This window comes from Kitasatospora sp. NPDC090308 (assembly GCF_044769485.1).
In the GTDB taxonomy this organism is placed as follows: Bacteria; Actinomycetota; Actinomycetes; order Streptomycetales; family Streptomycetaceae; genus Kitasatospora; species Kitasatospora fiedleri.
On the sequence record NZ_JBIVXY010000004.1, the window covers coordinates 45,449 to 68,216 of the forward strand.

Annotated in this window: 12 protein-coding genes; all 12 read right to left on the bottom strand. The window is 77.0% G+C overall.

The features are described from left to right. Positions 1-133: 133 nt before the first annotated feature. The 12 genes from ACIQVD_RS10860 to ACIQVD_RS10915 all read right to left on the bottom strand — a co-directional run bounded on the left by ACIQVD_RS10860 (position 134) and on the right by ACIQVD_RS10915 (position 22,768). The gene (locus ACIQVD_RS10860; RefSeq protein ID WP_402287837.1) at positions 134-868 is read right to left on the bottom strand and encodes a class I SAM-dependent methyltransferase; all 735 of its coding nucleotides are present in this window, start codon (positions 866-868) and stop codon (positions 134-136) included. 90 nt (positions 869-958) lie between these two features. Further along, a complete protein-coding gene (locus ACIQVD_RS10865) occupies positions 959-2,686 on the bottom strand; it encodes a thiamine pyrophosphate-dependent enzyme (RefSeq protein ID WP_402287840.1) in 1,728 nt (575 codons plus the stop codon). Between the two features lie 45 nt (positions 2,687-2,731). After that, the gene (locus ACIQVD_RS10870) at positions 2,732-4,312 is read right to left on the bottom strand and encodes an FMN-binding glutamate synthase family protein (protein WP_400693004.1); all 1,581 of its coding nucleotides are present in this window, start codon (positions 4,310-4,312) and stop codon (positions 2,732-2,734) included. A 196-nt stretch (positions 4,313-4,508) separates the two neighbouring features. Further along, positions 4,509-6,332 carry a N,N-dimethylformamidase beta subunit family domain-containing protein gene (locus tag ACIQVD_RS10875; protein WP_402288649.1) on the bottom strand — a complete coding sequence of 608 codons (1,824 nt, stop codon included), beginning with the start codon at positions 6,330-6,332 and terminating at the stop codon, positions 4,509-4,511. Positions 6,333-6,442: 110 nt separating this feature from the next. Then, positions 6,443-7,816 (bottom strand): condensation domain-containing protein, encoded by a 1,374-nt coding sequence (locus ACIQVD_RS10880; protein ID WP_402287841.1) that lies wholly within the window; start codon positions 7,814-7,816, stop codon positions 6,443-6,445. Further along, a complete protein-coding gene (locus tag ACIQVD_RS10885; protein ID WP_402287842.1) occupies positions 7,813-8,067 on the bottom strand; it encodes an acyl carrier protein in 255 nt (84 codons plus the stop codon). Before ACIQVD_RS10885 ends, ACIQVD_RS10880 begins: the two co-directional genes overlap by 4 nt. After that, the gene (locus ACIQVD_RS10890; protein WP_400692942.1) at positions 8,064-8,285 is read right to left on the bottom strand and encodes an MbtH family protein; all 222 of its coding nucleotides are present in this window, start codon (positions 8,283-8,285) and stop codon (positions 8,064-8,066) included. The genes ACIQVD_RS10885 and ACIQVD_RS10890 overlap by 4 nt, the downstream gene beginning before the upstream one ends. After that, complete coding sequence (locus tag ACIQVD_RS10895) at positions 8,282-11,341, bottom strand: amino acid adenylation domain-containing protein (RefSeq protein ID WP_402287845.1); 3,060 nt, start codon at positions 11,339-11,341, stop codon at positions 8,282-8,284. Before ACIQVD_RS10895 ends, ACIQVD_RS10890 begins: the two co-directional genes overlap by 4 nt. Then, positions 11,338-12,864, bottom strand: coding sequence for a class I adenylate-forming enzyme family protein (locus tag ACIQVD_RS10900; RefSeq protein ID WP_402287848.1), 1,527 nt, complete (start codon positions 12,862-12,864; stop codon positions 11,338-11,340). The genes ACIQVD_RS10895 and ACIQVD_RS10900 overlap by 4 nt, the downstream gene beginning before the upstream one ends. Beyond that, on the bottom strand, positions 12,861-18,416 hold the full coding sequence (locus ACIQVD_RS10905) for an amino acid adenylation domain-containing protein (RefSeq protein WP_402287850.1): 5,556 nt from the start codon (positions 18,414-18,416) through the stop codon (positions 12,861-12,863). Before ACIQVD_RS10905 ends, ACIQVD_RS10900 begins: the two co-directional genes overlap by 4 nt. 17 nt (positions 18,417-18,433) lie before the next feature. Continuing rightward, a complete protein-coding gene (locus tag ACIQVD_RS10910) occupies positions 18,434-21,676 on the bottom strand; it encodes an amino acid adenylation domain-containing protein (RefSeq protein WP_402287853.1) in 3,243 nt (1,080 codons plus the stop codon). A gap of 450 nt (positions 21,677-22,126) precedes the next feature. Beyond that, positions 22,127-22,768, bottom strand: coding sequence for a hypothetical protein (locus ACIQVD_RS10915; RefSeq protein WP_400692928.1), 642 nt, complete (start codon positions 22,766-22,768; stop codon positions 22,127-22,129).

Here is a 22,768-nt window from a genome sequence, read left to right on the forward strand (position 1 = left end):
GTGCAACTTCTGGCGAGTGGACCGTAGCAAGCTATCCGTTTCACGCAAATACCCAACGCACGATGGAAATTGACTGACTTTCAGTCCGGCCCAGGCTACAAGAGCAAGGGCGGAGGCAGGAGCGGCGGTGGGCTCAGCCGGACGGGCGGCGGGCCGCCAGCAGCTCCGGGTGCGGGGAGGCGACGAACTCCAGGCCCGCCTGCGCGGCTTCCGCCGCCAGGGCCGCGGGGTCGGCCGGCCACATCGGGAACTCCTCCCGGGCGTGGCGCACCACCCGGCCCGCCCGTTCGACCCGGTAGTCGAAGACCATCCGCAGCAGCCCGCGGTCGGGCAGCCGGGTGATGTCCGCCCGGTAGCTGTCGGTGCCCAGCCGGACCGGGCCGAGGCCGGTCAGGGTCTCGGCCTCGTCGGGGAGTCCGGTGGGCGGCGGGTCGAACAGCAGCACTCCCCCGGGTACCAGGGCCCGGGCCGCCGTCCGCCACAGGGCGCGCCGGGCGGCCGGTTCGACGCAGCCGACCACGTTGGCGGCCACCGCCAGGTCGGCGGCCTCGACCAGCCCGGCGTCCTCGGCCCGGCCCGGGTGGACGGTCAGCCGGGCCCGCCGGTCCGCGCCCAGCGCCGCCGCGCGGGACATCAGCACCGTCCGCATCGCCGGGGCGGGCTCGACGGCGTGCACCGGGACGCCCGAGGACTCCAGCAGCACCTCGGTGACGAGCCCGGTCCCGGCGCCGAACTCGACGATCCCGTGCCGGGCCCGGCCGGCCGCGTCGGCGAACCACCGCCGGGCCCGCCGCCGGTCGCCCTCCGCCTGGAGCAGGTCGTAGAACTCGGCGCTGACGGCGTAGTCGCTCTCCTCCGGGGCGCTCATGCCCACCACCCTGCCGCACCGGCCCCGCACCGGGCCGGTCGACCGGTCGGTCGGCAGGCCGGTCGACCGGTCGGGAGGGGCCGGTGGGTGTCACTCGCCATGGCTGCGCAGCGTCTCCTTCACCTTGGCGATCGCGAAGCCCCAACCCTGCTCGACGGTTGGCTTCGCCGGGACGGCGATCTCCTGGGGATTGGTGAGCACGTCCAGCAGCACCGGTCCGGGCGTGTCGAAGGCCCGCCGGACGCCGTCCGCCAGCTCGTCCGGGCCGGTGACCCGGATGCCGGTCAGGCCGAGCGCGGTCGCCACCGCCGCGAAGTCCGGGTTGTCCAGCTCGGTGCCGAACTCGGGCAGTCCGGACTGCTCCTGTTCGAGCTTGACCATGCCGAGCCGGCGGTTGTCGAAGACCACCAGTTTCACCGGCAGCCGGTGGGTCTTGATCGTCATCAGGTCGCCGAGCAGCATGCTCAGCCCGCCGTCCCCGCAGAACGCCACCACCTGGCGGTCCGGGTAGTGCAGTTGGGCGCCCAGCGCCTGCGGCATGGCGTTGGCCATCGAGCCCAGGTTGTAGGAGCCCAGCAGCCGCCGTCCGCCGCGCATCGTGACGAAGCGCGACAGCCAGACGGTGGCCATGCCGGTGTCGGAGGTGAAGACCGCGTCGTCGGCGGCCGCCGCGTCCACCGCCGCGGCCAGCGCCTCCGGGCGGACGTCGCCGTCGCGGTTGTCGAAGGCGCTGCGCAGCCGGCCCAGCAGGCGGTGGTCGTGCCGGGTGTCGGCGAGCTTGCGCTGGCCCTGCTGCCAGTCGGCGAACTTCCCGAGCGCCTCGTCCAGGTGGGTGCGGTCCTCGACGGCGTCCAGCAGCGGCAGCAGCGCGCGCAGGGTGGCCGCGGTGTCGCCCGCCAGGCCGACGTCCACCGGGGTGCGCCGGCCGAGGTGGCGTTCGTCCAGGTCGATCTGGACGGCCTTGCGGTCCTGCGGGTACCAGTCGCGGTAGGGGAAGTCGGTGCCGAGCAGGACCAGCGTGTCGCAGGAGTCCAGGGCGTGGGCGGCGGCCGGGTTGCCGATCAGGCCGGTCTGGCCGACCTGGTACGGGTTGGCGTCCTCGAAGCCCTCCTTGGCCTTGAGGGTGAGCACCATCGGCGCGGACAGCCGCTCGGCCAGCTCGCGGACCTCCGGTCCGGCCTCCCGGGCGCCGCGGCCGACCAGCAAGGTCACCCGCTCCCCCGCGTTGATCAGTTCGGCGGCCCGCCGGACGCCCTCGTCGTCGGGGCGGGTGACCGGGCGGGTGTGCGGGAAGCGGGCCGGGCGGTCGTCGGTCAGCTCCTGCTCGCCCAAGTCGCCGGGCACGGTCAGCACGGCGACGCCGCGTTCGGCGAGCGCGGCGCGGACCGCCGCCTCCAGCAGCCGGGGCAGCTGCTCGGGCGAGAAGACGGTGGCCCGGAACACCGCGACGTCCCGGAACAGCAGGTCGTTGTCGACCTCCTGGAAGTAGTCGCCGCCGATCTCCGCGGAGGGCACCTGCCCGGCGATCGCCAGCACCGGGGTGCGGCTCTTGGCCGCGTCGTACAGGCCGTTCAGCAGGTGCACCGAGCCGGGGCCGACGGTGCCCATGCACACGCCCAGCCCCCCGGAGAGCTGCGACTGGGCGCCGGCCGCGAAGGCCGCCGCCTCCTCGTGCCGACAGCCCACCCACTCGATGCCCTCGGTGGTGCGGATGGCGTCGGTCAGTGGGTTGAGGGCGTCGCCGACCACGCCGAAGACGTGCCGCACCTCCAGTTCCCGGAGGGCGTCGACGATCACGCGGGCCACGGTACGTGCCACGGGGAGCTCCTTGTCGCGGGTGGGCGGTTCAGACGGTGAAGCGGTTCAGACGGTGAAGCGGTCGGGGTCGGCCTCGCGCCAGTCGCGGGCCCAGGACTGCGGCGGGTCGTCCAGCAGGCGGCCCGGTGCCATCGGCGGGTGCAGGTCGGCGTAGGAGCGGACGGTCTGCTGGTCCAGGCGGCGGCGCAGCATCCGCGGGTGCAGGTCGGCCGGGTCGTCCACGCCCATCGAGGCCATGATCTGCAGGGCGCTCTTGACGGTCGCCTCCTGGTAGCGGGCGACCCGCTGCGACTTGTCGCCGACGTGCAGGGCCCGGGCCCGGCGCGGGTCCTGGGTGGTGACGCCGACCGGGCAGGTGTTGGTGTGGCAGCGCTGGGCCTGGATGCAGCCGATCGCGAACATCATGGCCCGGGCCGCGTTGGTGTAGTCGGCGCCCTGGATCAGCCGCTTGACCAGGTCGCTGCCGGTGGCGACCTTGCCGCTGGCGCCGATCCGGATGCGGTCCCGCAGGCCGGTGCCCAGCAGTGCGTCGCGGACCGTCAGCAGGCCCTCGGTGAGCGGCATCCCGACGTGGTCGGCGAACTCCAGCGGGGCCGCGCCGGTGCCGCCCTCGGCGCCGTCGACCACGATGAAGTCCGGGGTGACGCCCTCCGCCAGCATCGCCTTGCACACCGCCAGGAACTGCTGCCGCGAGCCGACGCACAGCTTGAAGCCGACCGGTTTGCCGTCCGCCAGCTCCCGCATCCGGGCCAGGAACAGCACCAGTTCGCGCGGGGTGGAGAAGACCCGGTGGTACGGCGGCGAGATGACCGTCTTGCCCTCCGGCACGCCGCGCACCTCGGCGATCTCGGCGTTGACCTTGGCGCCGGGCAGCACCCCGCCGATGCCGGGCTTGGCGCCCTGGCCGAGCTTCAGCGACAGGCACTTGACCTGCGGGTGGGCGGCCTTCTCGGCGAACTGGGCCGGGTCGAAGCCGCCGTCCTCGGTGCGGCAGCCGAAGTAGCCGGTGCCGAGCTCCCAGACCAGGTCGCCGCCCGGCCGCAGGTGGTACTCGGACAGGCCGCCCTCGCCGGTGTCGTGCGCGAAGCCGCCCTGCGCCGCGCCGGTGTTCAGCGCCAGCACGGCGTTGGCCGAGAGCGAGCCGAAGCTCATCGCGGAGACGTTCAGCAGCGCCATGTCGTAGGGCCGGGTGCAGTCGGGGCCGCCGATCCGCACCCGGGGCGCCTCCTTCGGCACCGCGACCGGGGCCAGCGACGGGACGAGGAACTCCCGGCCGGGCTCGTACAGGTCCAGTTCGGTGCCGAACGGCTCCTCGGCGTCGGTGCCCTTGGCCCGCTCGTAGACGATGCTCCGGGTGTCCCGGTCGAAGGGGCGGCCGTCCACGTTGCGCTCGACGAAGTACTGCTGCACCTCGGGCCGGATGTCCTCCAGCGCGAACCGCAGGTGTCCCAGCACCGGGTAGTTGCGCAGCACCGAGTGCCGGGTCTGCAACACGTCCGCGACCGCCAGCGCCGCCAGCGCCAGCAGCGGCACCGCCAGGAACCACCACCACGGCGACACCACCGACGCCACCACCACGGCCGCCGCCGCTCCGCACCCCAGCAAGGCCACCCACAGGAATCTCAGCACGGTGGGCGTCTAACCGGATCGCCGGATCGCAGTCCTCCTGCGACCGACCCGGAACGCGGCAGGAGGGCAGGTCAGGTGGCGGCAAAGGGCGGGCAAAGGGTCGGCAAGGGGCGGGCGTCGGGCTCGTGGTCCCGGTGCCGCGCGGGGGTGCTCCCGGGCGGTGTTCGAGCGGCCCCCCGCGGCCGGCCGGGGTTCAGGCCGGCGGGTGGCTGATCAGCCGGCCGTCCGGGGTGGCGGCGAGCAGGCGGCCGGCGTGGGCGGCCAGCGCGGTGGCCGGGGGGAAGGGCGCGGCCGGGCGGAAGGGTTCGTCGGTGCGGACGGGCGGGCGGCTGAGCAGGCCGTCGGGGCCGAGGGCATACAGCCGGGCGTTGAGGACGGTCAGGGCGGTGGCCTTCCCGGCGCTGCCGAGCGCCGTCCAGGGGGCGTCGGGGAGCTGGGCGGGGCGGTGGTGCAGGGTGTCGTCGTGCGGGGTGAGGGCGAACAGGGTGGTGTCGCACAGGGCGAGTGCGGTCGTTCCGGCGGGCACCGGTCCGGCGTCCCGCCAGGGGGCGGGGCCGGTGACGGGGTCGCGGTGGACGAGGCGGTCCTCGGTGGTCACGGCGAGCAGGGCGAGCGGGACGGGGCGGCAGGCTTCGCGGGGGGCGGTCAGGCAGCGCAGTTCGACGGGGTCGGGGTCGGGGTCGGCGCAGGGCCGCCAGGGCAGGTTCTGCTCGGACGGTTCGCGGTGCAGCAGGGTGCGGCCGTCGGCGGCGAGGGCGAACAGAGTGCCCTCGCAGGCGGCGAGGGCGCGCAGCGCGGGGGCCGGGCCGACGGTGTGCCAGCGGGGGGCGGGGACGGTGCCGGAGAGCCGGTCGAGGACGTTGCGGGTGACCCGGTCGACGGCCGGGTCGTCCAGCGCCCGGCCCCAGTTGATGGTGGCCGCGTTGAAGACCGTCCCGGCGCCGAGCCGGTGCACGCCCAGGGTGGCCCAGCCGCCCTGGCCGTACGCGCGCCAGTGGCGCAGGTCGGCGGTGGCGAGGACGGCGAAGGAGCGCGGGGTGCCGTCGCGGCCGGTGGGCCGGGGGACGCCGAGGGACCAGTCGAGTTCGGCGGCGTCGGTCTCGTAGCCGAGGGCGCCGCGGGCGAAGGTGTCGCCGTCGGACAGGCCGGTGCCCTCGAACACCCAGTGGTCGGCGAACCGGACGGTGTACGCCTCCTCGCCGATGACGGCCATGCCCTCGCCCCAGGCGCCCGCGCCGTTGCGGAAGCTGACGCCGGTCATGGTGTTCTCCGGGCGGTCGACCGGCGCGGAGGACCACTCGACGGTGGCCCGGGCGGGGTCGGTGGCGGCGACGGGGTCGGCGGCGGCGTCCCGGTGGCAGACCATGGTGCGTCCGCCGTCCTCCAGCCGGATCTGCCACCAGGCGGTGTTCCCGGCGAACACGGCGAGGTTGCCGCCGCGGCGGACGAAGCCCTCGACGCTGTCGCGCATCCCGGCGGTCCAGTACTCGTCGTGGCCGTTGACCACCAGCAGCCGGTGGGCGGAGAGCAGTTCGCCGCCGTCGTCCAGGTCGAATCCGGAGCAGAACTCGACCGGGCGGCCGGTGCGGTGCAGCCAGTGCAGCAGCGGTTCCTCCCAGCGCTCGGGCGGCGGGCCGCCGCCGGGGGCGTCCAGCGCCACCCGGGCGGCCCGGTCGGGCTGTTCGGCGTAGTAGAGGCTCCGGCCGGGCTGGCCGGCCCGGTGGTAGGCCCGCCAGGTGGCGAACGGGACGGAGACCAGGATCGGGGCGGCCGGGCGGGCGGCCCGGACGGCGAACCACACCTCGTGCTCGGCGTCGCGCTCCGGCTCGGGCTCCTCGGGGCGCAGGTCGTGGAAGCTGGCCCGGTAGAGCGAACTCGGCCAGTGCGCGGGGACGGTGAGCTCCCAGCGGGTGCCCCGGAGGTCCGCGGCGGCGCGCACCCGGCCGGCCACCACGTCGGTGACCAGGACCCGTCCGGTGAGCGGGCCGCCGTCGCCGGCGGTCACCTCGAAGCGCATCCGGCCGCCCTGCGGGCACGAGGTGGCCCCGTCCGCGGCCCGGGCGACCGGGCGGGGCACCGGGCCGGGTCCGGCCGTCGGGACGCCCGGGGGCGTCGCGGCGCCCCCGGTCACCGCAGCGCCTCCCGCAGCCGGGCCACCCGGGGCGGGTGGCCCGCCGCCGAGTCGACGATCACGCTCTCCAGGGCGCGCAGGTGGGCGTGGATCGCGGCCTTGGGCAGGTACGCGGTGTCCGCGGTGAGCGTGACGGTGAGGGTGTCCTCGTCGCCGGTGAGGTGCAGGCAGTAGCGGCAGGCCACCCGGTCCTGGGTGGCCGGGAAGTCCAGCGCGGTGCGCCGGCGCAGCCCGGCCAGGGTGGCGGCGTCCAGCGGGCCGGTGGCGGGCGGGCGGTCGACCAGGCGCATGTCGTTGAAGCAGCAGTAGGGATGGACCTCCGTGCCGCGTTCGCGGGCGGCGCGGGCCAGCAGGGCGTCCCAGGCCACCGGGTCGTAGGAGGCGGCGCGGTAGCCGGCCAGCGCGGCGGGCCAGGCGTCCGCCAGCAGGTCGGTGAGGACGGCGTCCGGGTCGTCGGGGGTGCGCAGCACGAACAGGGCGTCCTGCGAGAGGGTGCTGACCAGGGTGCGCCGGTCGGCTCCGGCGCGGTTCCCGGCGATCGGCATGACGGCCGCCGTCCGGTGGCCCCGGTCGGCGGCGACCAGCGCGGCGGCGGCGGTGAGCAGCACGGTGGAGCCGCTGACCCGGTGGGCGAGGGCCAGCGCGTCCACCGCCCGGGGCAGCGCGGCGGACACCAGTCGGCCGGTCCAGTAGCGCGGGTGCTCGGGGGCGGCGACGGGCGCGGGGAACATGGTGGGCGGGGCGGCGGCCAGCCCGTCGGCCCAGAACGCGAGAGCCGCCTCGCCGGCCCGGCGGCCCGCCGGGGAGTGCTGGTGGTGCGCCAGGTCGTGCGGGGTCTGGGGGCAGGCCGGTCCGGCGGAGCCGCGCCGGGCCAGCAGCCGCAGGTCCCGGACCAGGACCTCGGCGCCGTGGCCGTCGGAGGCCAGGTGGCACAGGGCGAGCACGACGTGGCTGATCCGCCCGTCGTGGCGCACCGCGCCGAACCGGACCGGCCACTCCCCCGCGTAGTCGAAGCGGCGGGCGGTGAGTTCGGCGAGCAGGCCGTCGGCGGTGCGGGCGGCCGTGTCGGCGTCGGGGGCGTCGCGGAGGTCGACGGTGATCCGGCCCGCGCCGTGCAGCCGCTGGCGGGGGCCGTCGGCGATCCGGGTGCGCAGCGCCTCGTGCCGGTGCATGAGGGCGGCCAGCGCGGCGGTGAGCCGGGGGGCGTCCACGGGGGCGCCCCGGTCGGCGAGCGGGAGGACGCGGCCCAGGTTGAAGTAGTGGTCGTTGGGCGCGGTGCGGCCGATCGCGTGCCAGATCGCCCGCTGTCCCCAGGTGAGCGGCGCCTCTCCGGCCCGCCCGCCGGCGAACGGCACCTCCAGGGCGGTCACGGGGTGCCGCCGAGCTCCCGCACCCGCGCGGTGAGCCCGTCGAGGTCCGCCGTGTACAGGGTGCGGTCGGCCAGGTCGACCAGGATGCCGAACTCCTCCTCCAGGCTGTCGGCGAGCCGCAGCAGGGCGAGCGAGCTGACGCCGAGCGCGGCGAGCGGCACGTCGGCGGAGCCGAGGAGTTCGGGGGTGCCGACGGCGCCGTCGGTGGCGCGGGAGACCAGGTCGGCGACGCGGTCGCGCAGGGCGCTCACCGGGCGTCCTCGCGGGCGTCCGGGTGGCCGGCCAGGCGGCGGCGCAGGCTGAGCGGGCGGATGTCCGGCCAGACCCGGTCCACGTGGGCGGTGCACTCGGCCTCGGTGCCGGCGAAGCCCTCGGGGCGCCAGCCGGCGGGCAGCGGCGCGCCGTCGGGCCACAGGGCGTGCTGCTCCTCGTCGTTGACGGCGACGACGTAGCGGATCTCGTTGCTCACGGGGTGGCTCCTTGCAGGGCGCGGACGGCGGCGGCGACGCCGCGGGCGGTGGGTTCGTCGAAGAAGACGTCGAGCGGGACGTCGACGCCGAGGGTGCGGGAGACGCGGGCGGCGATCGCGGTGATGGTCAGCGAGTGGCCGCCCAGGTCGAAGAGGTCCTCGTCGGGGCCGAGGTCGTCCAGTTCGAGGACGTCGGCCCAGATGGCGAGCACCGCGTCGAGCACGGCGTCCCCGGGCCCGGTGTTCGTGGTCCCGGCGTTCGTGGTCCCGGCGTTCTCGCCCCCGGCGGCGGGCGCGGGGTCGGGGCGGGCGGGCCCGGGGTCGGGCAGCGCGGCCCGGTCGAGCTTGCCGTTGGGGGTGAGCGGGAGGGCGTCCAGGACGGCGTAGGCGTTCGGCAGGACGGCGGCGGGGAGGACGGCGGCCAGGTGGGCGCGCAGTTCGGCCGGGTCGGGCGGCGGGCCGGCCGGGACGACGTAGGCGACCAGCCGGTCCGCTCCGTGCAGGGCGGCGGCGGCCCGGGCGACGCCGGGGTGGGTGGCGAGGCGGGCCTCGACCGCGCCGAGTTCGAGGCGGTGGCCGCGGAGCTTGACCTGGGTGTCGGCACGGCCCAGGTACTCCAGGGCGCCGCCGGGCGCGCGGCGCACCAGGTCCCCGGTGCGGTACATCCGGGCTCCCGGCGGCCCGTACGGGTCGGGCCGGAAGCGGCTCGCGGTGAGGCCGGGGCGGCCGCGGTAGCCGTGGGCGACGCCGTCCCCGGCCAGGTGGAGTTCGCCGGGGACGCCGTACGGGACGGGGCGCAGCCGCTGGTCGAGGACGTAGGCCCTGGTGTTGTCCAGGGGTTCGCCGAGGGTGACGGCGCCGTGCTCGTCGAGGGCCGGGTCGGCGCAGGTGGACCAGATGGTGGTCTCGGTGGGGCCGTAGACGTTGACCAGCCGGGCGGTGGCGGCGGTCAGGGCGGCGGCGAGCGGGGCGGGCAGGGCCTCGCCGCCGGTGAGGGCGGTGAGGGCGGTGTCGGCGAGTCCGGCGTCCAGCAGCAGCTGCCAGCCGCTGGGGGTGGCCTGGACGTGGGTGATCCGCTGTTCGCGGAGCAGGGCGAGCAGGGCGGGGCCGTCGCGGTGGGCGCCGGGCGGGGCGAGGACGACCCGGGCGCCGGTGGTCAGCGGCAGCAGGAGTTCCACGGCGGAGATGTCGAAGGCGAGCGAGGTGAGGGCGAGCCAGCGGTCGGCGGCGGTGGCGCCGAGCCGGTCGCGCAGGCTGCCGAGGACGTTGGCCAGCGCGGAGTGCGGGACTTCGACGCCCTTGGGGCGGCCGGTGGTGCCGGAGGTGTAGAGGACGTAGGCGGGCAGTGCGGGGTCGGGCGCCGGGGGCAGCGGGGGCGTGCCGTCGTCGGTGGGGGCGAGGTCGGCGGGGGTGAGGTCGCCGGGCTGCTCCGGGTGGTCGGTGATCCGCAGGGCGAGCCGGGCGTCGTCGCGGACGAAGGCCAGGTGGGCGGCCGGGTAGTCGGGGTCGAGCGGGAGGTGGGCGGCGCCGGTGGCCAGCACGGCCAGCACGGCGACGAGTTGGTCCAGGCCGCGGGGCAGCGCGATGCCGACCGTGCGGCCGGGCCCGGCGCCGTGCCGGGTGAGGGCGGCGGCGGCGTGGGCGACCAGGCGGGCCAGTTCGCCGTACGTCACGGGCGTGCCGTCGGCGACGGCGGCGACCGCGCCGGGGTGGGCGGCGGCGCGGGCGGCGAACCGGGCGGGGACGGTGGTGGCGGGCAGGTCGGGGCGGGGGGCGGGGGCGGCGAGCTGGGCGGCGCGTTCGTCGGGGGCCAGGAACTCCAGGGCGGCGACGGGGGTGTCGGGGGCGGCGTGGGCGGCGTCCAGCAGGGCCGTGTAGTGCCCGGCGATCCGGGCGGCGGTGGCGGCGTCCAGCGCGCCGGTGCGGTACTGGAGGCTGCCGAGGATCTCCTCGCCGCAGTCGACCAGGTGGAGGTGGAGCAGGTTGCGGGCGGTGCCGGCGAAGCCGGTCCAGCCGACCCGGGCGGTGAGCGGCCCGAAGTCCGGGGCGGCGGCGGCCGGGCGGCGGCGGTAGCTGACCGACAGCGGGGTGAGCGCGGTGCGGGGGGTCAGGCCCGGGACGGCGCGGCCCAGCGGGACGGCGCGGTGGGCGTACAGGGCGCGCAGTTCGGCCCGGACGGTGCGGGCCCAGTCGGCGAAGGTCCGGTCGGCGGGCTCGCCCGGGCGCAGCGGCAGTTCGTTGACGGCGAGGCCGAGGGCGACGGGTTCGCCGGGGCGGCGCAGCGAGAGTTCGACGGCGGTGGTGGGCGCGGGGTCGCCGTAGCGGGCCAGCAGGGCGTGCCAGGCGGCGGTGAGGAGTTCGAAGCGGGTGACGCCGAGGGCGCGGGCGGTGTCGGCGCAGCGCCGTCCGTCGAGCCGGAAGGCGGTCTCGGCGCCGGGGGCGGGCCGGACGCCGCCGTCGGGCGGCGGGGCCAGGCCGGGCAGGACGGGCGAGGCGGGTTCCCGCCAGCGCGGCGCCCAGTACGCGGCGGCGGCCGCCAGGGCGGGGGCTTCGAGGTCGGGGGCTCCGAGGGCGGGGGTCGGCGGGTCGGCCGGGGCGGCGGCGGGGTCGAGCGGTTCGCCGCGGTAGGCGGCGGCGAGGTCGGCGACCAGGCGTTCCTTGGACTCGCCGTCCAGCACGAGGTGGTGGGCGGTGATCAGCAGCACGTGCCGTTCGGCCCCGGGGCGGAACAGCGCGAACCGGCAGAGCGGCCCGGTCGCGGGGTCGAACGGGGCGGCGCGCTCCTCGTCGAGCAGCTTGTCGAGGTCGGCGGGGGCGCAGTCGACCCGGCGCGGCGGGGCGACGGCGGCGGTGGGCGCGGCCGTGCCGTCGGGGGCGAACCGGGAGGCCAGGACGGGGTGGTGGGCGACGACGGCGGCGCAGGCCCGGTCGAGGGCGTCGGCGTCGAGCGGGCCGGTGAGGTCGAGTGTGACGGCGAGGTGGTAGGCGGTGCCGGTGTCGAGCGTGCGCCCGGTGAGCCAGACGCCGTGCTGGGCGGGGGTGAGCGGGGTGGTCATGGCGTGGCCTCGGGGGTGTCCGGAGTGGTGAGGGTGCGGCGCAGTTCGCGTTTGAGGACCTTGCCGCCCTCGTTGCGCGGCAGGGTGGTGCGGAAGTGCACGGTGGCGGGGAGTTCGTGGACGGCGAGGTGGTCGAGCAGGAAGGTGCGCAGTTCGGCCGCGGTCAGTTCGCCGTCCGGGACGACGACGGCGGCGACGACGCTGCCGAGCACCGGGTGCGGGACGCCGAACGCGGCGGCGTCGGCGACCTTCGGGTGGGCGTGCAGGGCGTTCTCGACCTGGAGGGTGGAGACCTTGTGGGCGCCGGACTTGACGACGTCGCGCTCCCGGTCGAGCAGGTGCAGGAACCCGTCGGCGTCCACCCGGCCCAGGTCGCCCATCCGCACCCAGCGGCCCCGGAACACCGCGCCGTCCCGCTCCCCCAGGTAGGCGCGCGGGGCGGCGGGCGAGCGCAGCCACAGCTCGCCGGGCTCCCCCGGCGCGACGGGGTGCCCGTCGGCGTCGGTGACGCGCAGCTCGGCGAGCGAGGCGGGGCGGCCCGGGGAGTCCGGGCGGGCCGGGTCGAACAGCAGGGTGATCTGGGCGGGGGCCGCCTCGGTCGAGGTGTAGTAGTTGACCACCTGGGCCCTGCCGAACGCCCGGTCGAGGGCGAGCGCGACGGGCTGCGGCAGCGCGGCGGCGGTGGAGCCGACCAGCCGGACGGTGTCCAGGTCGCCGCGCTCGGCCGCGGCGGCCAGCGCCCGGGAGGCGAGCAGTTCGACGGCCGTCGCGGGGACGAGGAACACGCTGCCCACCGCGTGCTCGGCGATCAGCCGGACGAACCGGGCCGGGGTGAACTGCGGGGCGGTGACGCAGGCGGCGTGCGCGTTGAGCGCGTTGACCAGCATGGTCTGCCCGGCGTTGGTGCCGACCGGGAAGGCGTGCAGGAAGGTGCGGGAGTGCCGCAGCGGGCGGCGGCGCTCGTCGAGGGTGCAGCCGTGGACCAGGTTGGCGTGCCGGGCGGTGACGCCCTTGGGGGTGCCGGTCGTCCCGGAGGTGTACAGGATCTGCGCCGGGGCGTCCGGGTCGGGTTCGGGGAGGCCCGGGGCGCCGGGGTCGGCGGGGTGGTGGGCGGTGGCGGTGGCCTCGGTGCGGGTGCGGACGCCGTCCGGGACGCCCGGCGGGCGGGGGCCGCCGTCGGCGTGCAGCAGGAGGCGGGCCCCGGCGTCGGTGAGGGCGTGCGCCGTCCCGGCGGGCGAGGTCCGGTCGGAGAGCGGCACGGCGACGGCGCCCGCCCGCAGCACGGCGAGGAACGCGACGGCGTACTCCGCCCAGCGGTCGGTGCCGAAGCAGAGCCCGACCCGGTCGCCGTCCCGGACGCCCTCGGCGCGCAGCGCGGCGGCCAGCGTCCCGGAACGGGCCTGCCAGGCGGCGAAGTCGAGCCGCTGCGCGCCGCAGACGACGGCGGTGCGCCCGCCGTGCGCGGCGGCCCGGTGGGCGAGCAGCGCGGGCAGGGTGGCGGGGGTGTGCGGGGCGGTGCTCATCGGGCCCCCGTCCCGGCCGCGCGGCGGGCGGCGGCGGTGCGGGCGCGTTCGCGCAGGCCGACCAGGTCGTCGGGTTCGGCGTCCGGGACGTCGCGGTCGAAGCGGGCGAGCACCGGCAGGCGCAGTCCGAGGGCGACCAGGGCGAGCATGGCGGCGGCGAACAGCAGGTACATCAGGGCGATGCCGCGGCCGGGGCCGGTGCCGATCAGCGGGCCGAAGACGGGGGCGAGCGCGCCGTCCGGTTCCATCAGCGGGCCGAACAGGGCGGAGCCGAGCGGGGCGATGACGCCGTGGCCGAGCGGGAGGGTGGACCAGGCGACCAGGGTGTTCAGGGCGAACACCCGGCCGTGGAACCGCTGGGCGACCTTGACCTGGACGATCGTCGCGTAGATGCCGTTGACCAGGGCCAGCGCGAAGGACATGCCGAACGCGCCGGCCGCCACCGTCCACAGGTTGGCCCGCAGCCCCTCCACCGCGCCCGCCAGGGCGAGGACGGCGGCCAGCGCGAGCATGCCGCGCAGCTTGTGGCGGCGCGGTCCGCCCCAGAAGCCCATCGCGACGCCGCCGAGGATCGCGCCCGCGCCGGCCGCGACCGCGACCCGGGCGGCGCCGCCGAGGTCGTCGAAGGAGAGCACCAGCGGGGTGGTGAGCAGGAACAGCGGGGACAGGAAGACGTTCAGGCCGGCGAACCAGAGCAGCATCGCCCGGAAGCCGCGGTGGCGCCAGGAGAGGGCGATGCCGTGCCGGATCTCCGCGGTCAGCGACTCCCGGCGGGTCCAGGGCAGTGTCTTCGGGAAGCGGACGGCGAGCAGGATGGTGACGGCGACGGCGTAGGAGACCACGTCGATGATCAGGATGCCGCGCAGGCCGATCGCGGCGAGCAGCGCCACGGCGGCCAGCGGGACGACGAACTGGGCGGTTCCGAAGGCGAGTTGGACGATTCCGTTGGCGTGGCCGAGGTGGCGTTTGGGCACCAGTTGCGGGACGGCGGAGGCGTACGCCAGGCGTTGGAAGGTGAGCGCGACGGACAGCACCGCGAGCAGCGCGTACACCTCCCAGGTGTGCAGGCGGCCGGTGAGCAGCAGGGTCAGCAGTCCGGCCTGGGTGGCGCCGGCGGCGAGGTCGCCCAGCAGCATCACGCGGCGGCGGTCGAGGCGGTCGACCAGGGCGCCGGCGAGCGGGCCGACCAGGATGCCGGGGAGCATCGCGACCACGGCGTACAGCGCGAAGCGGGCCATCGACCCGGTCTCCAGCAGGATCCAGATCGGCAGGGCGAACTCGGTGAGCGCCGAGCCGGTGATGGAGGCGAGCTGGCCGCCGACGACCCAGAGGAAGCGGCCCATGCCGGGCTGCGGGCCGTCCGCGGCGGCGGCCGGTTCCCGGCCCGCCGGGCCGTCCGCGGAGCCCGGTGCGGAGCCGTCCGCGCCGTCCGTGCCGTCCGCGGCGGGGGCCGTCTCGCCGTGGAACCACCAGGAGTTCTCCGGGTCCCGCCGCGGGAGGTCGGCGGTGGTGCCGTCCAGGAGCGCGCGGTGGACGGTGGTGACGGCGGCGGCGGTCTCGGCGGCCCGGTAGGCGATGAAGAAGTGGCCGCCCTCGTCCAGCACGGCGACCGCGGAGCGTTCGGCCAGCAGCAGCCACTCGCGGTAGCGCTCCTGGTAGAAGTCGGCGGCCGGGTCCTTGTCGCCGACCAGCGAGACCACGGGGGCGCGCAGCCGGGGCGCGCCGGCCTCGACCTCGGCCAGGGCGCGGGTGAAGTAGTCCTCGGCGGCCCGGGTGTCGCGCCGCATGTTGCCGATCACGAACCGGACCTGGTCCTCGTCGAGTTCGGAGGTGTCGACGCCCATGCCGGTCAGCCAGTTGGCGTAGGAGCGGTCGCCGACCAGCGGTTCCAGCGCGGCGATCTTCCCGAGCGCGGCGAGCAGCCGGCTGCGCGGCCGGGCGAACGGGAACTGGGCGCCCGCGTAGACGGCCTCCAGTTCCCGGCCGGAGCCCTCCAGCAGGCGGGCCACGGCGACGGCGAGCGCGGTGCCCACGGCGCAGTGCCCGTACACGACGAGCGGTCCGTCGACCTTCGCGCGCACCTCGGCGGCGACGGCCTCGGCGAGGTCGTCGAAGTCGAGGTGGTGTTCGGTGACGCCGAGGTCGTGGCCGGGGACGGCGACGGACCAGAGTTCGACGTCGGGCGGCAGCGCGTCGGCGACCGGCTGGTAGACGACGGCGCTGCCGCCGCCGTAGGGGACGCACACCAGCGTGAGGGTGCGGCGGGCGGCGGGGACGGCGCGGGTGAGGCGGTGCAGCAGGGCGCGCGGGCCGCTCGGCCGGTCGGCGGCGGCGAGGGCGGCCAGGTCGCGGACGGTGCGGTGGGTGAACAGGTCCATCACGCCGACCGGGCGGGCGCCGATCGCGGTGAGCCGCTTGCGGGCCCTGGCGACGACCTGGGTGGCCAGCAGGGAGTGGCCGCCGAGGTCGAAGAAGTTCTCGTCGGTGCCGACCTCGGGCAGGTCGAGCACCTCGGCCCAGATCTCGGCGAGGACGGTCTCGGCGGGGGTGGCGGGCTTGGCCGCGCCGTCGGGGCGGTGGATGCGCGGGGCGGGCAGGGCGCGCCGGTCGAGTTTGCCGTTGGGGCTGAGCGGCAGGGCGGGGAGGGTGGTGAACGCGGCCGGGACCTGGTGGTCGGGGAGGGTCCGCTTGAGGGCGGCGCGCAGGGCCACCGGGTCGGGTTCCTCGGCGCCGGGGGCGAGGACCAGGTGTCCGACCAGGCGGTCCCGGTGCAGGACGACGGCGGCGTCGGCGATGCCGGGCCGGGCGCGCAGCGCGGCCTCGGTCTCGCCGGGTTCGATCCGCAGTCCGCGCAGTTTGACCTGGTCGTCGATCCGGCCCAGGTGTTCCAGGGTGCCGTCGGGGCGGCGGCGGGCCAGGTCGCCGGTGCGGTAGAGGCGGGAGCCGGGCGGGCCGTAGGGGTCGGGGACGAAGCGGGCGGCGGTGAGGCCGGGGCGGCGGTGGTAGCCGAGGGCGACGGCGGTGCCGCCGATGTGGAGTTCGCCGGGGGCGCCCGGGGGGACGGGGCGCAGCCGGGCGTCCAGGACGTACAGCCGGGTGTTGTCGACGGGCAGGCCGATCGGCACGGTGGTCAGCGGCCCGGCGCACTCCCAGGAGGAGACGTCGACGGCGGCCTCGGTGGGCCCGTACAGGTTGGCCAGGCGCAGGCCGGGCAGCCGGGCGGTCAGTTCGCGGGCGGCGTCCGGCGGGAGGGCCTCGCCGCTGCTGACGACGCGGCGCAGGGTGGTGCAGCGTTCGACGTCCTCCTCGGCGAGGAAGGCCCGCAGCATGGCGGGGACGAAGTGGGCGACGGTGACCCCGGCGGAGGCGATCAGGTCGCGCAGGTAGCCGCTGTCCTTCTGGCCGCCGGGCTTGGCGAGCACGATCCGGGCGCCGGTGGTCAGCGGCCAGAAGAACTCCCAGACCGACACGTCGAAGCCGGTGGGGGTCTTCTGCAGCACCGCGTCCTCGGGGCCGATCCGGTAGGCGTCCTGCATCCACTGGAGGCGGTTGGCGATCGCCCGGTGGGTGTTGGGGACGCCCTTGGGGCGGCCGGTGGAGCCGGAGGTGTAGATGACGTAGGCGGGGTCGTCGGGGGCGGGTCCGGCCGGGCGGGTGCGGGCCCGGGGCCACTCGGCCGGGTCGTCGAGCAGCAGGACGCGGGCCGCGCAGCCCGCCGGGACGGGCAGCTTGCGCTGGGTGAGCAGGACGGTGGCGTCGCTGTCGGCGAGCAGGAAGGCCAGGCGTTCGGCCGGGTAGTCGGGTTCCAGCGGGGTGTAGGCGGCGCCGGTGCGCAGCACGCCGAGCAGGCCGGCCACCAGGTCGGGCGAGCGTTCGGCGCTGACGGCGACCAGGCTGCCGGGGCCGACGCCCTCGGCGGCGAGCCGGGCGGCGATCCGGCCGGCCCGCTCGTCGAGTTGGCGGTAGGTCAGGGCGGGGCGGCCCTCGGTGGCGACGGCGACGGCGTCGGGGGTGCGGGCGGTCTGGGCGGCGACCAGGGCGGTCAGGGTGGTGGCCGGGCGGTCCACGGCGGTGTCGTTGAAGCGCTCGGTCTCGAACGCCCGCTCCTCGGCGGTGAGGGTGTCGAGGGCGGACAGCGGGGTGTCGGGCGCGTCGGCGACGGCGGCCAGCAGGCGGCCGAGGTGGTCGGCGAGGCGGGCGATGTCGGCCTCGTCGTACAGGTCGGTGTTGTAGTTGAACGAGCCGTTCAGGCCCTCGGGCCGTTCCTGGAGGAAGAGTTCGAGGTCGAAGCGGGTGCCGCTGGCCCGGACGCCGAACGGTTCGGCGGTGAGCGGCGCGGTGTCGGGGCCCTCGCCCTGGACGGCGTAGTTCTGCACGGCCAGGACGGCCTGGAAGACCGGCGGCCGGGAGACGTCCCGGGGCCAGTTGAGTTCGCTCACCAGCTGGGCGAACGGCAGGTCCTGGTGCCCGTAGGCGGTCAGGCAGGTCTCCCGGGTGCGGGCGAGCAGTTCGGCGAAGTCCGGGTCGCCCTCCAGCCGGGCGGGCAGCGCCAGGACGTTGACGAACATGCCGACCAGCGGCTCCAGTTCGGCCTCCGGGCGGCCGGCCACGGGCGAGCCGACCGCGAAGTCGGTGCGTCCGCTGTGGCGGGCCAGCAGCAGCTGGAAGGCGGCCAGCAGCACCATGTACGCGGTGGCGTCGTGGCGGCGGCCCAGGGCGGTGAGGCGCTCCAGCAGGGGGCGCTCGACCCGGAACGCGTACCCGGCGCCCTCGAAGGTCTGGCGCGGCGGGCGCGGGCGGGCGAACGCCAGCTCCAGCGGCTCCACCCCGGCGAGTTCGGCGCCCCAGTGGGCGACCTCGGCGGCCAGCCGGTCGCCGCTCAGCTCCTGCCGCTGCCAGATCGCGAAGTCGCCGTACTGGACCGGGAGTTCGGGCAGCGGATCGGGTGCGCCGGCGACCCGGGCGGCGTGGCCGCGCAGCACCTCGCCGAGCAGCACCTCGCTGGACCAGCCGTCGCTGACGCTGTGGTGCACGACCAGCAGCAGGACGTGGTCCTCGGCGGCGAGCCGGATCAGCCGGGCCCGCAGCAGCGGCCCGTGCTCCAGGTCGAACGGGACGGCGGCGTCCGCGTCCACGATCCGTTCGGCCGCCGCCTCGTCGGCGGCGTCGGTGACGGTCAGTTCGGCGGGGCCGGGCGGGTCGACGACCAGCAGCGGGCGGCCGTCCTCGGTGGCGGGGTAGCGGGAGCGCAGCGTCTCGTGCCGGGCGACGGCGGCGTCCAGGGCGGCGCGCAGGGCGTCCGGGTCGAGGGGGCCGCGCAGCCGGCGGACCACGGGGATGTTGTAGGCGGCGGTGCCCGGCGCGAACTGCTCCATGAACCAGAGCCGTTCCTGCGCGAAGGAGAGCGGGACGGGGGCGTCCGGGGCGCGCCGGGGGACGGTGGTGGTCCGGGCGGAGGGGCGGCCGGCCAGTCGGCGTCTGAGGAGTTCGCGCTTCGCGGCGGACAGCCCGGCCTTGGCGGGGGCGTCCGGGGTGGTGGTGTCGGAGCTCATGACGGGAGCCGGTCTCCTTACGGGGCGTCCGGGGCGGCGAGCAGCCGGGCGGCGTCGTCGTCGGACAGGTTGTCGATCTCGGCGACCAGGGCGGCTTCGACGGCCTCGGCGAAAGCGGCCGCGGTGCGGTGGGTGAACAGGGCGCGCAGCGGGACGGCGAGGTCGATCGCGGCGCGGATCCGGGCGACGACCCGGGTGGCGAGCAGGGAGTGGCCGCCGAGGTCGAAGAAGTCGTCGTGGGCGCCGACGGCGGCCACGCCCAGCACCTCCTGCCAGACGTCGGCGACCAGTTCCTCCGCCTCGGTGCGCGGCGGCACGTGCGGCGGGCGGCGGCGGGCGCCGGCCACGGCGTCGGGGGCGGGCAGGGCGCGGCGGTCGAGTTTGCCGTTGGGGGTGAGCGGGAGGGCGTCCAGCGGGACGATCGCGCCGGGGACGGCGTGCGGGGGGAGCGTCCGGGCGAGGGCGGTGCGCAGCGCGTCCGGGTCGAGGCCGGAGCCGACCACGTAGGCGGCCAGGGTGTCGCGGTGCGCGACCACCGCGGCCTGGGTGACGCCCGGGCGGGCGAGCAGCGCGGACTCCACCTCGCCGGGTTCGACCCGGTAGCCGCGGACCTTCACCTGGTCGTCGATCCGGCCGAGGAACTCCAGCGTCCCGTCCGGGAGGCGGCGCACCAGGTCGCCGGTGCGGTAGCGGCGGGCGCCGGGCGGGCCGTCCGGGTCGGGCCCGAAGGCGCGGGCGGTGGCGCCGGGGCGGCCGAGGTAGCCGTCCGTCACCCCCGCTCCCCCGATGACCAGTTCGCCCGGGGTGCCGGGCGGCACCGGGGTGCCGTGCCGGTCGAGGACGGCGACCGTGGTGCCGCCGACCGGGCGGCCGATCGGCGGGCGGCGGTGCGCGTCCGCGGGGCCCAGCTCGGCGGTGGTGGCGATGATCGCGGTCTCGGTGGGGCCGTAGGAGTTGACCAGCCGGACGCGCTCCCCGAACCGGTTCCGCCAGGCCGCGACGGCCTCCGGGCGGACCTGGTCGGCGCCCAGCACGAGCAGCCGCAGGCCCGGCGGCCAGGGCGTCTCGTCGAGGTCGGCGACCAGGTGGTGCCAGTACGGGGTGGGCAGGTCGAGCACCGTGAGGCCGGCGCAGTACGGCTCGGCGAGCTGGTCGGGCAGGGTGGCGTCCGGGCGGGCGGTGACCAGGACGGCGCCGGCGGCGAGCGCGGGGAAGACCTCCTCGGCGCTGGTGTCGAAGGACAGGGTGGCGTACTGCAGGACGCGGTCGTCGGCCGTCAGGCCGTACCCGTCGCGCATCCAGGCCACCCGGGCGGCCAGGGCGCGGTGCGGGACGAGGACGCCCTTGGGGGTGCCGGTGGAGCCGGAGGTGTAGATCAGGTAGGCGGGGTCCTCGGGGGTGGCCGGGCTCTCCTCGGGGACGGCCCGGTCCTGCGGGTCCGGCCCGTCGGTGGCGAGGGCCGGTCCGTCGGCAGCGAGGGCCGGGGCGTCGGCGGCGAGCACCGGGAGGTCGGCGCGCACGCCGTCCGGGAGGGTGCCGTCCTCGGTGAGCAGGACGGCGGCGCCGCTGTCGGCGAGCATGAACGCCAGCCGGGACGGCGGGTAGCCGGGGTCCAGCGGGAGGTAGCCGGCGCCCAGCCGCCAGGCCGCCAGCATCGCGGTCACGGCGCGCGGGCCGCGCGGCAGGCAGAGCGCCACCAGGTCGCCGCGGCGCACGCCGTGGGCGGCGAGCCGGGCGGCCAGCGCCCGGGAGGCGGCGGCGAGCCCGGCGCGGGTGAGCGTCCCGTCCGGGCCGACCACCGCCGGGGCGTCCGGGCGCCGGCGGGCGGCCAGGTCGACGGCGGCCAGGACGGTGGGCGGTCCGGCCGGGAGCGCGGGCCCGCGGGCCCCGTCGGCCAGCAGGGCGCGGTCGGCGTCGGTCAGCAGCGGCAGCCGGTGCACCGGGGTCTCCGGGTCGGCGAGGGCGGCGCGCAGCAGTGTCTCGAACCGGGCGGCGAGGGCCGCCGCCGTCGCGGGGTCCAGCAGGTCGGTGCGGTGGCCGAAGACGGCGTGCAGGTCGTCGCCGTCCGGCCGGACGTCCAGGCCGAGTTCGGACTTCGCGGCGGTGTGGCCGGCGTCGGCCTCCGCGCAGCGCAGGTCGGCGAAGGGCTCCTCGCCGAGTTCGCCGCCGGTGTGGGTGTGCACGGTGAGCATGGTCTGGAAGACCGGCGCGCGGTCCGGGTCCCGGTCGGTGCCCAGTTCGTCGAGGAGCCGTTCGAAGGGGATGCGCCGGTGGCTCAGCGCGCGCGTCCACTCACTGCGGACGGCGCGCAGCAGGGCGTCGAAGGTGGGCGCCCCGGAGAGGTCGGCGCGCAGCACGAGCGCCGAGGAGCAGTACCCGACGATCCGTTCGCTCTCCACGGTGTCCCGGGCGGCGGTGGGCACCCCGACGCAGAAGTCGTCCTGTCCGGTGCACCGGTGCAGCAGGGCCTGGTAGGCGGCGGCGAGCACCATGAACGGCGTCACCCGGCGGGCCCGGGCGAAGGACTCCAGGACGGGCCGCAGGCCGCGCAGCACCCGGGTGTGGTAGGCCCCGGCGCTGCTGGGCGCGCCGGTCCGGGGCCGGTCGAGGGGCAGCTCCAGCGGGGGCGCTCCGGCCAGGCGTTCGCGCCAGTGGGCGAGTGCCCGGGCCGCCTCGGGGCCGTCCAGCCAGGCCCGTTCGGCGGCGGCGTGCGCCAGGTAGGAGGGGGCGGGCGGGAGTTCGGCGCTCCGGCCCTCCCGGTGCGCGGTGTAGTGCGCGGCGAGTTCGGCCCGCAGCAGCCCCAGCGACCAGCCGTCGGCGGCGATGTGGTGCAGCACCAGGGCCAGCAGGTGCTCCTCGTCCCCGGTGCGCAGCAGCGCGGCGCGCAGCGGCGGGTCGGCGGCCAGGTCGAAGGCGGTGTTGCTCAGCTCGGCCAGCGCCGCCTCCGCCTCCCCCGCCGGGGCGTCCCGCAGGTCGCGCTCATCGAGCCGGACCGGCCCGGGCTGCTCGACCACCACGGCGGGCCGCCCGTCCGCGGCGGGGAACCGGCAGCGCAGGGCCTCGTGCCGGGCGACGACCGCGTCCAGGGCGGTCCGCAGCGCCGCCGGGTCGAGCCGCCCGGTGAGCCGCAGGACGTACGGGATGTTGTACGACGGGTCCCCCGGCTCCAGTTGGGCCAGGAACCAGAGGCGTTCCTGTCCCACCGACAGCGCGGCGGTGGCTTCGGCCACCGGTTCCGGTCCGGTGTTCCCGGTAGGCATGAATCGAGCTCCCCGTTGGTCTTCCCGTGGTACGCGGTGCGGGGCCCTCCGCCGTCGAGGGCCGTCCCGGCGGCCCCGTTCGGCGGCGGCGCGGGCGGGTGGGGCCGCACGCGGGTACGCCGGCCACCCGGGCCGGGACGTCCGGGCCGGGATGGCTGAAATGGGGCTGCTGTGACACGGCGGATGCTAGGGAGCGAGGAGGCACCCGGTCAATGGTCTGGACCTCCTCCGCGTTTCCGGACGTCACCGGGCCGGCGACCGGAACGCTGCCGCGGACCCGGCCGCGGACCCGTTGCGGACCCGCCACGGCCGGGCACCGACCCGCCGCCGACCCGCCACGGCCCGGCGCGCCCCCGTTCGGCCCGCCCGCCGCCGGGCGGACGACGAAGTGGCGCCGGGCCCCCTCCTCGGGGCCCGGCGCCACTTCGGCCGCGGTCGGCTGCCGCGCGGTCAGACGCCCGGCGGCAGGGTCGCGTTGGCCACCGTGTCCTGCGCCATCCGGGTGCGGTAGCGCGGCGCCTGGTCGGCCGCCGGGTGGGTCGTCACGTACTCCGCCCCGATCAGCCGGTAGCGGGGGTTGCCGGCGGCCAGGGCCCGGTGCTGCTGGTCGGCCGTGTCCAGGACGCCCGTCCCGGCGGCGGCCGCCTCCGCGATCAGGAAGTCGGCGTACGGCTCGGCGTGCGCGGACAGTTCGTGGTTGAGGATCTCGACGATCGTCCCCGCGAAGGTGGTGCTGGGGCTGGTGGTCACGTTCACCACGACGGTGAGCGCCGCCCCGGGGTTCGCCGCCAGCCACGTCCGCAGCGATCCGGCCGTCTCGGCCGTCAGGTTGTGCTGCTGGCCGCCCGCCGGGACCCCGATCAGCTGGGTGTCCCCGACCGGCATCCGGCCCCGGGCGCCGCGCACGACGACGTTGGCGCCCGGCACGTTCGCCAGCTTCCCCAGCAGGGTCGCCCCCAGCACCGCGGGCGCCGGCCACAGCCCCCAGGCCGCGTCGGCCGGGGCGGCCGGCCGGTCACAGAGCGTGAGCTGGGCCTGCGCCGCCTGGTAGGCCGGGTCGTTCGCGAACAGACCGACGAATTGCAGTGCCAT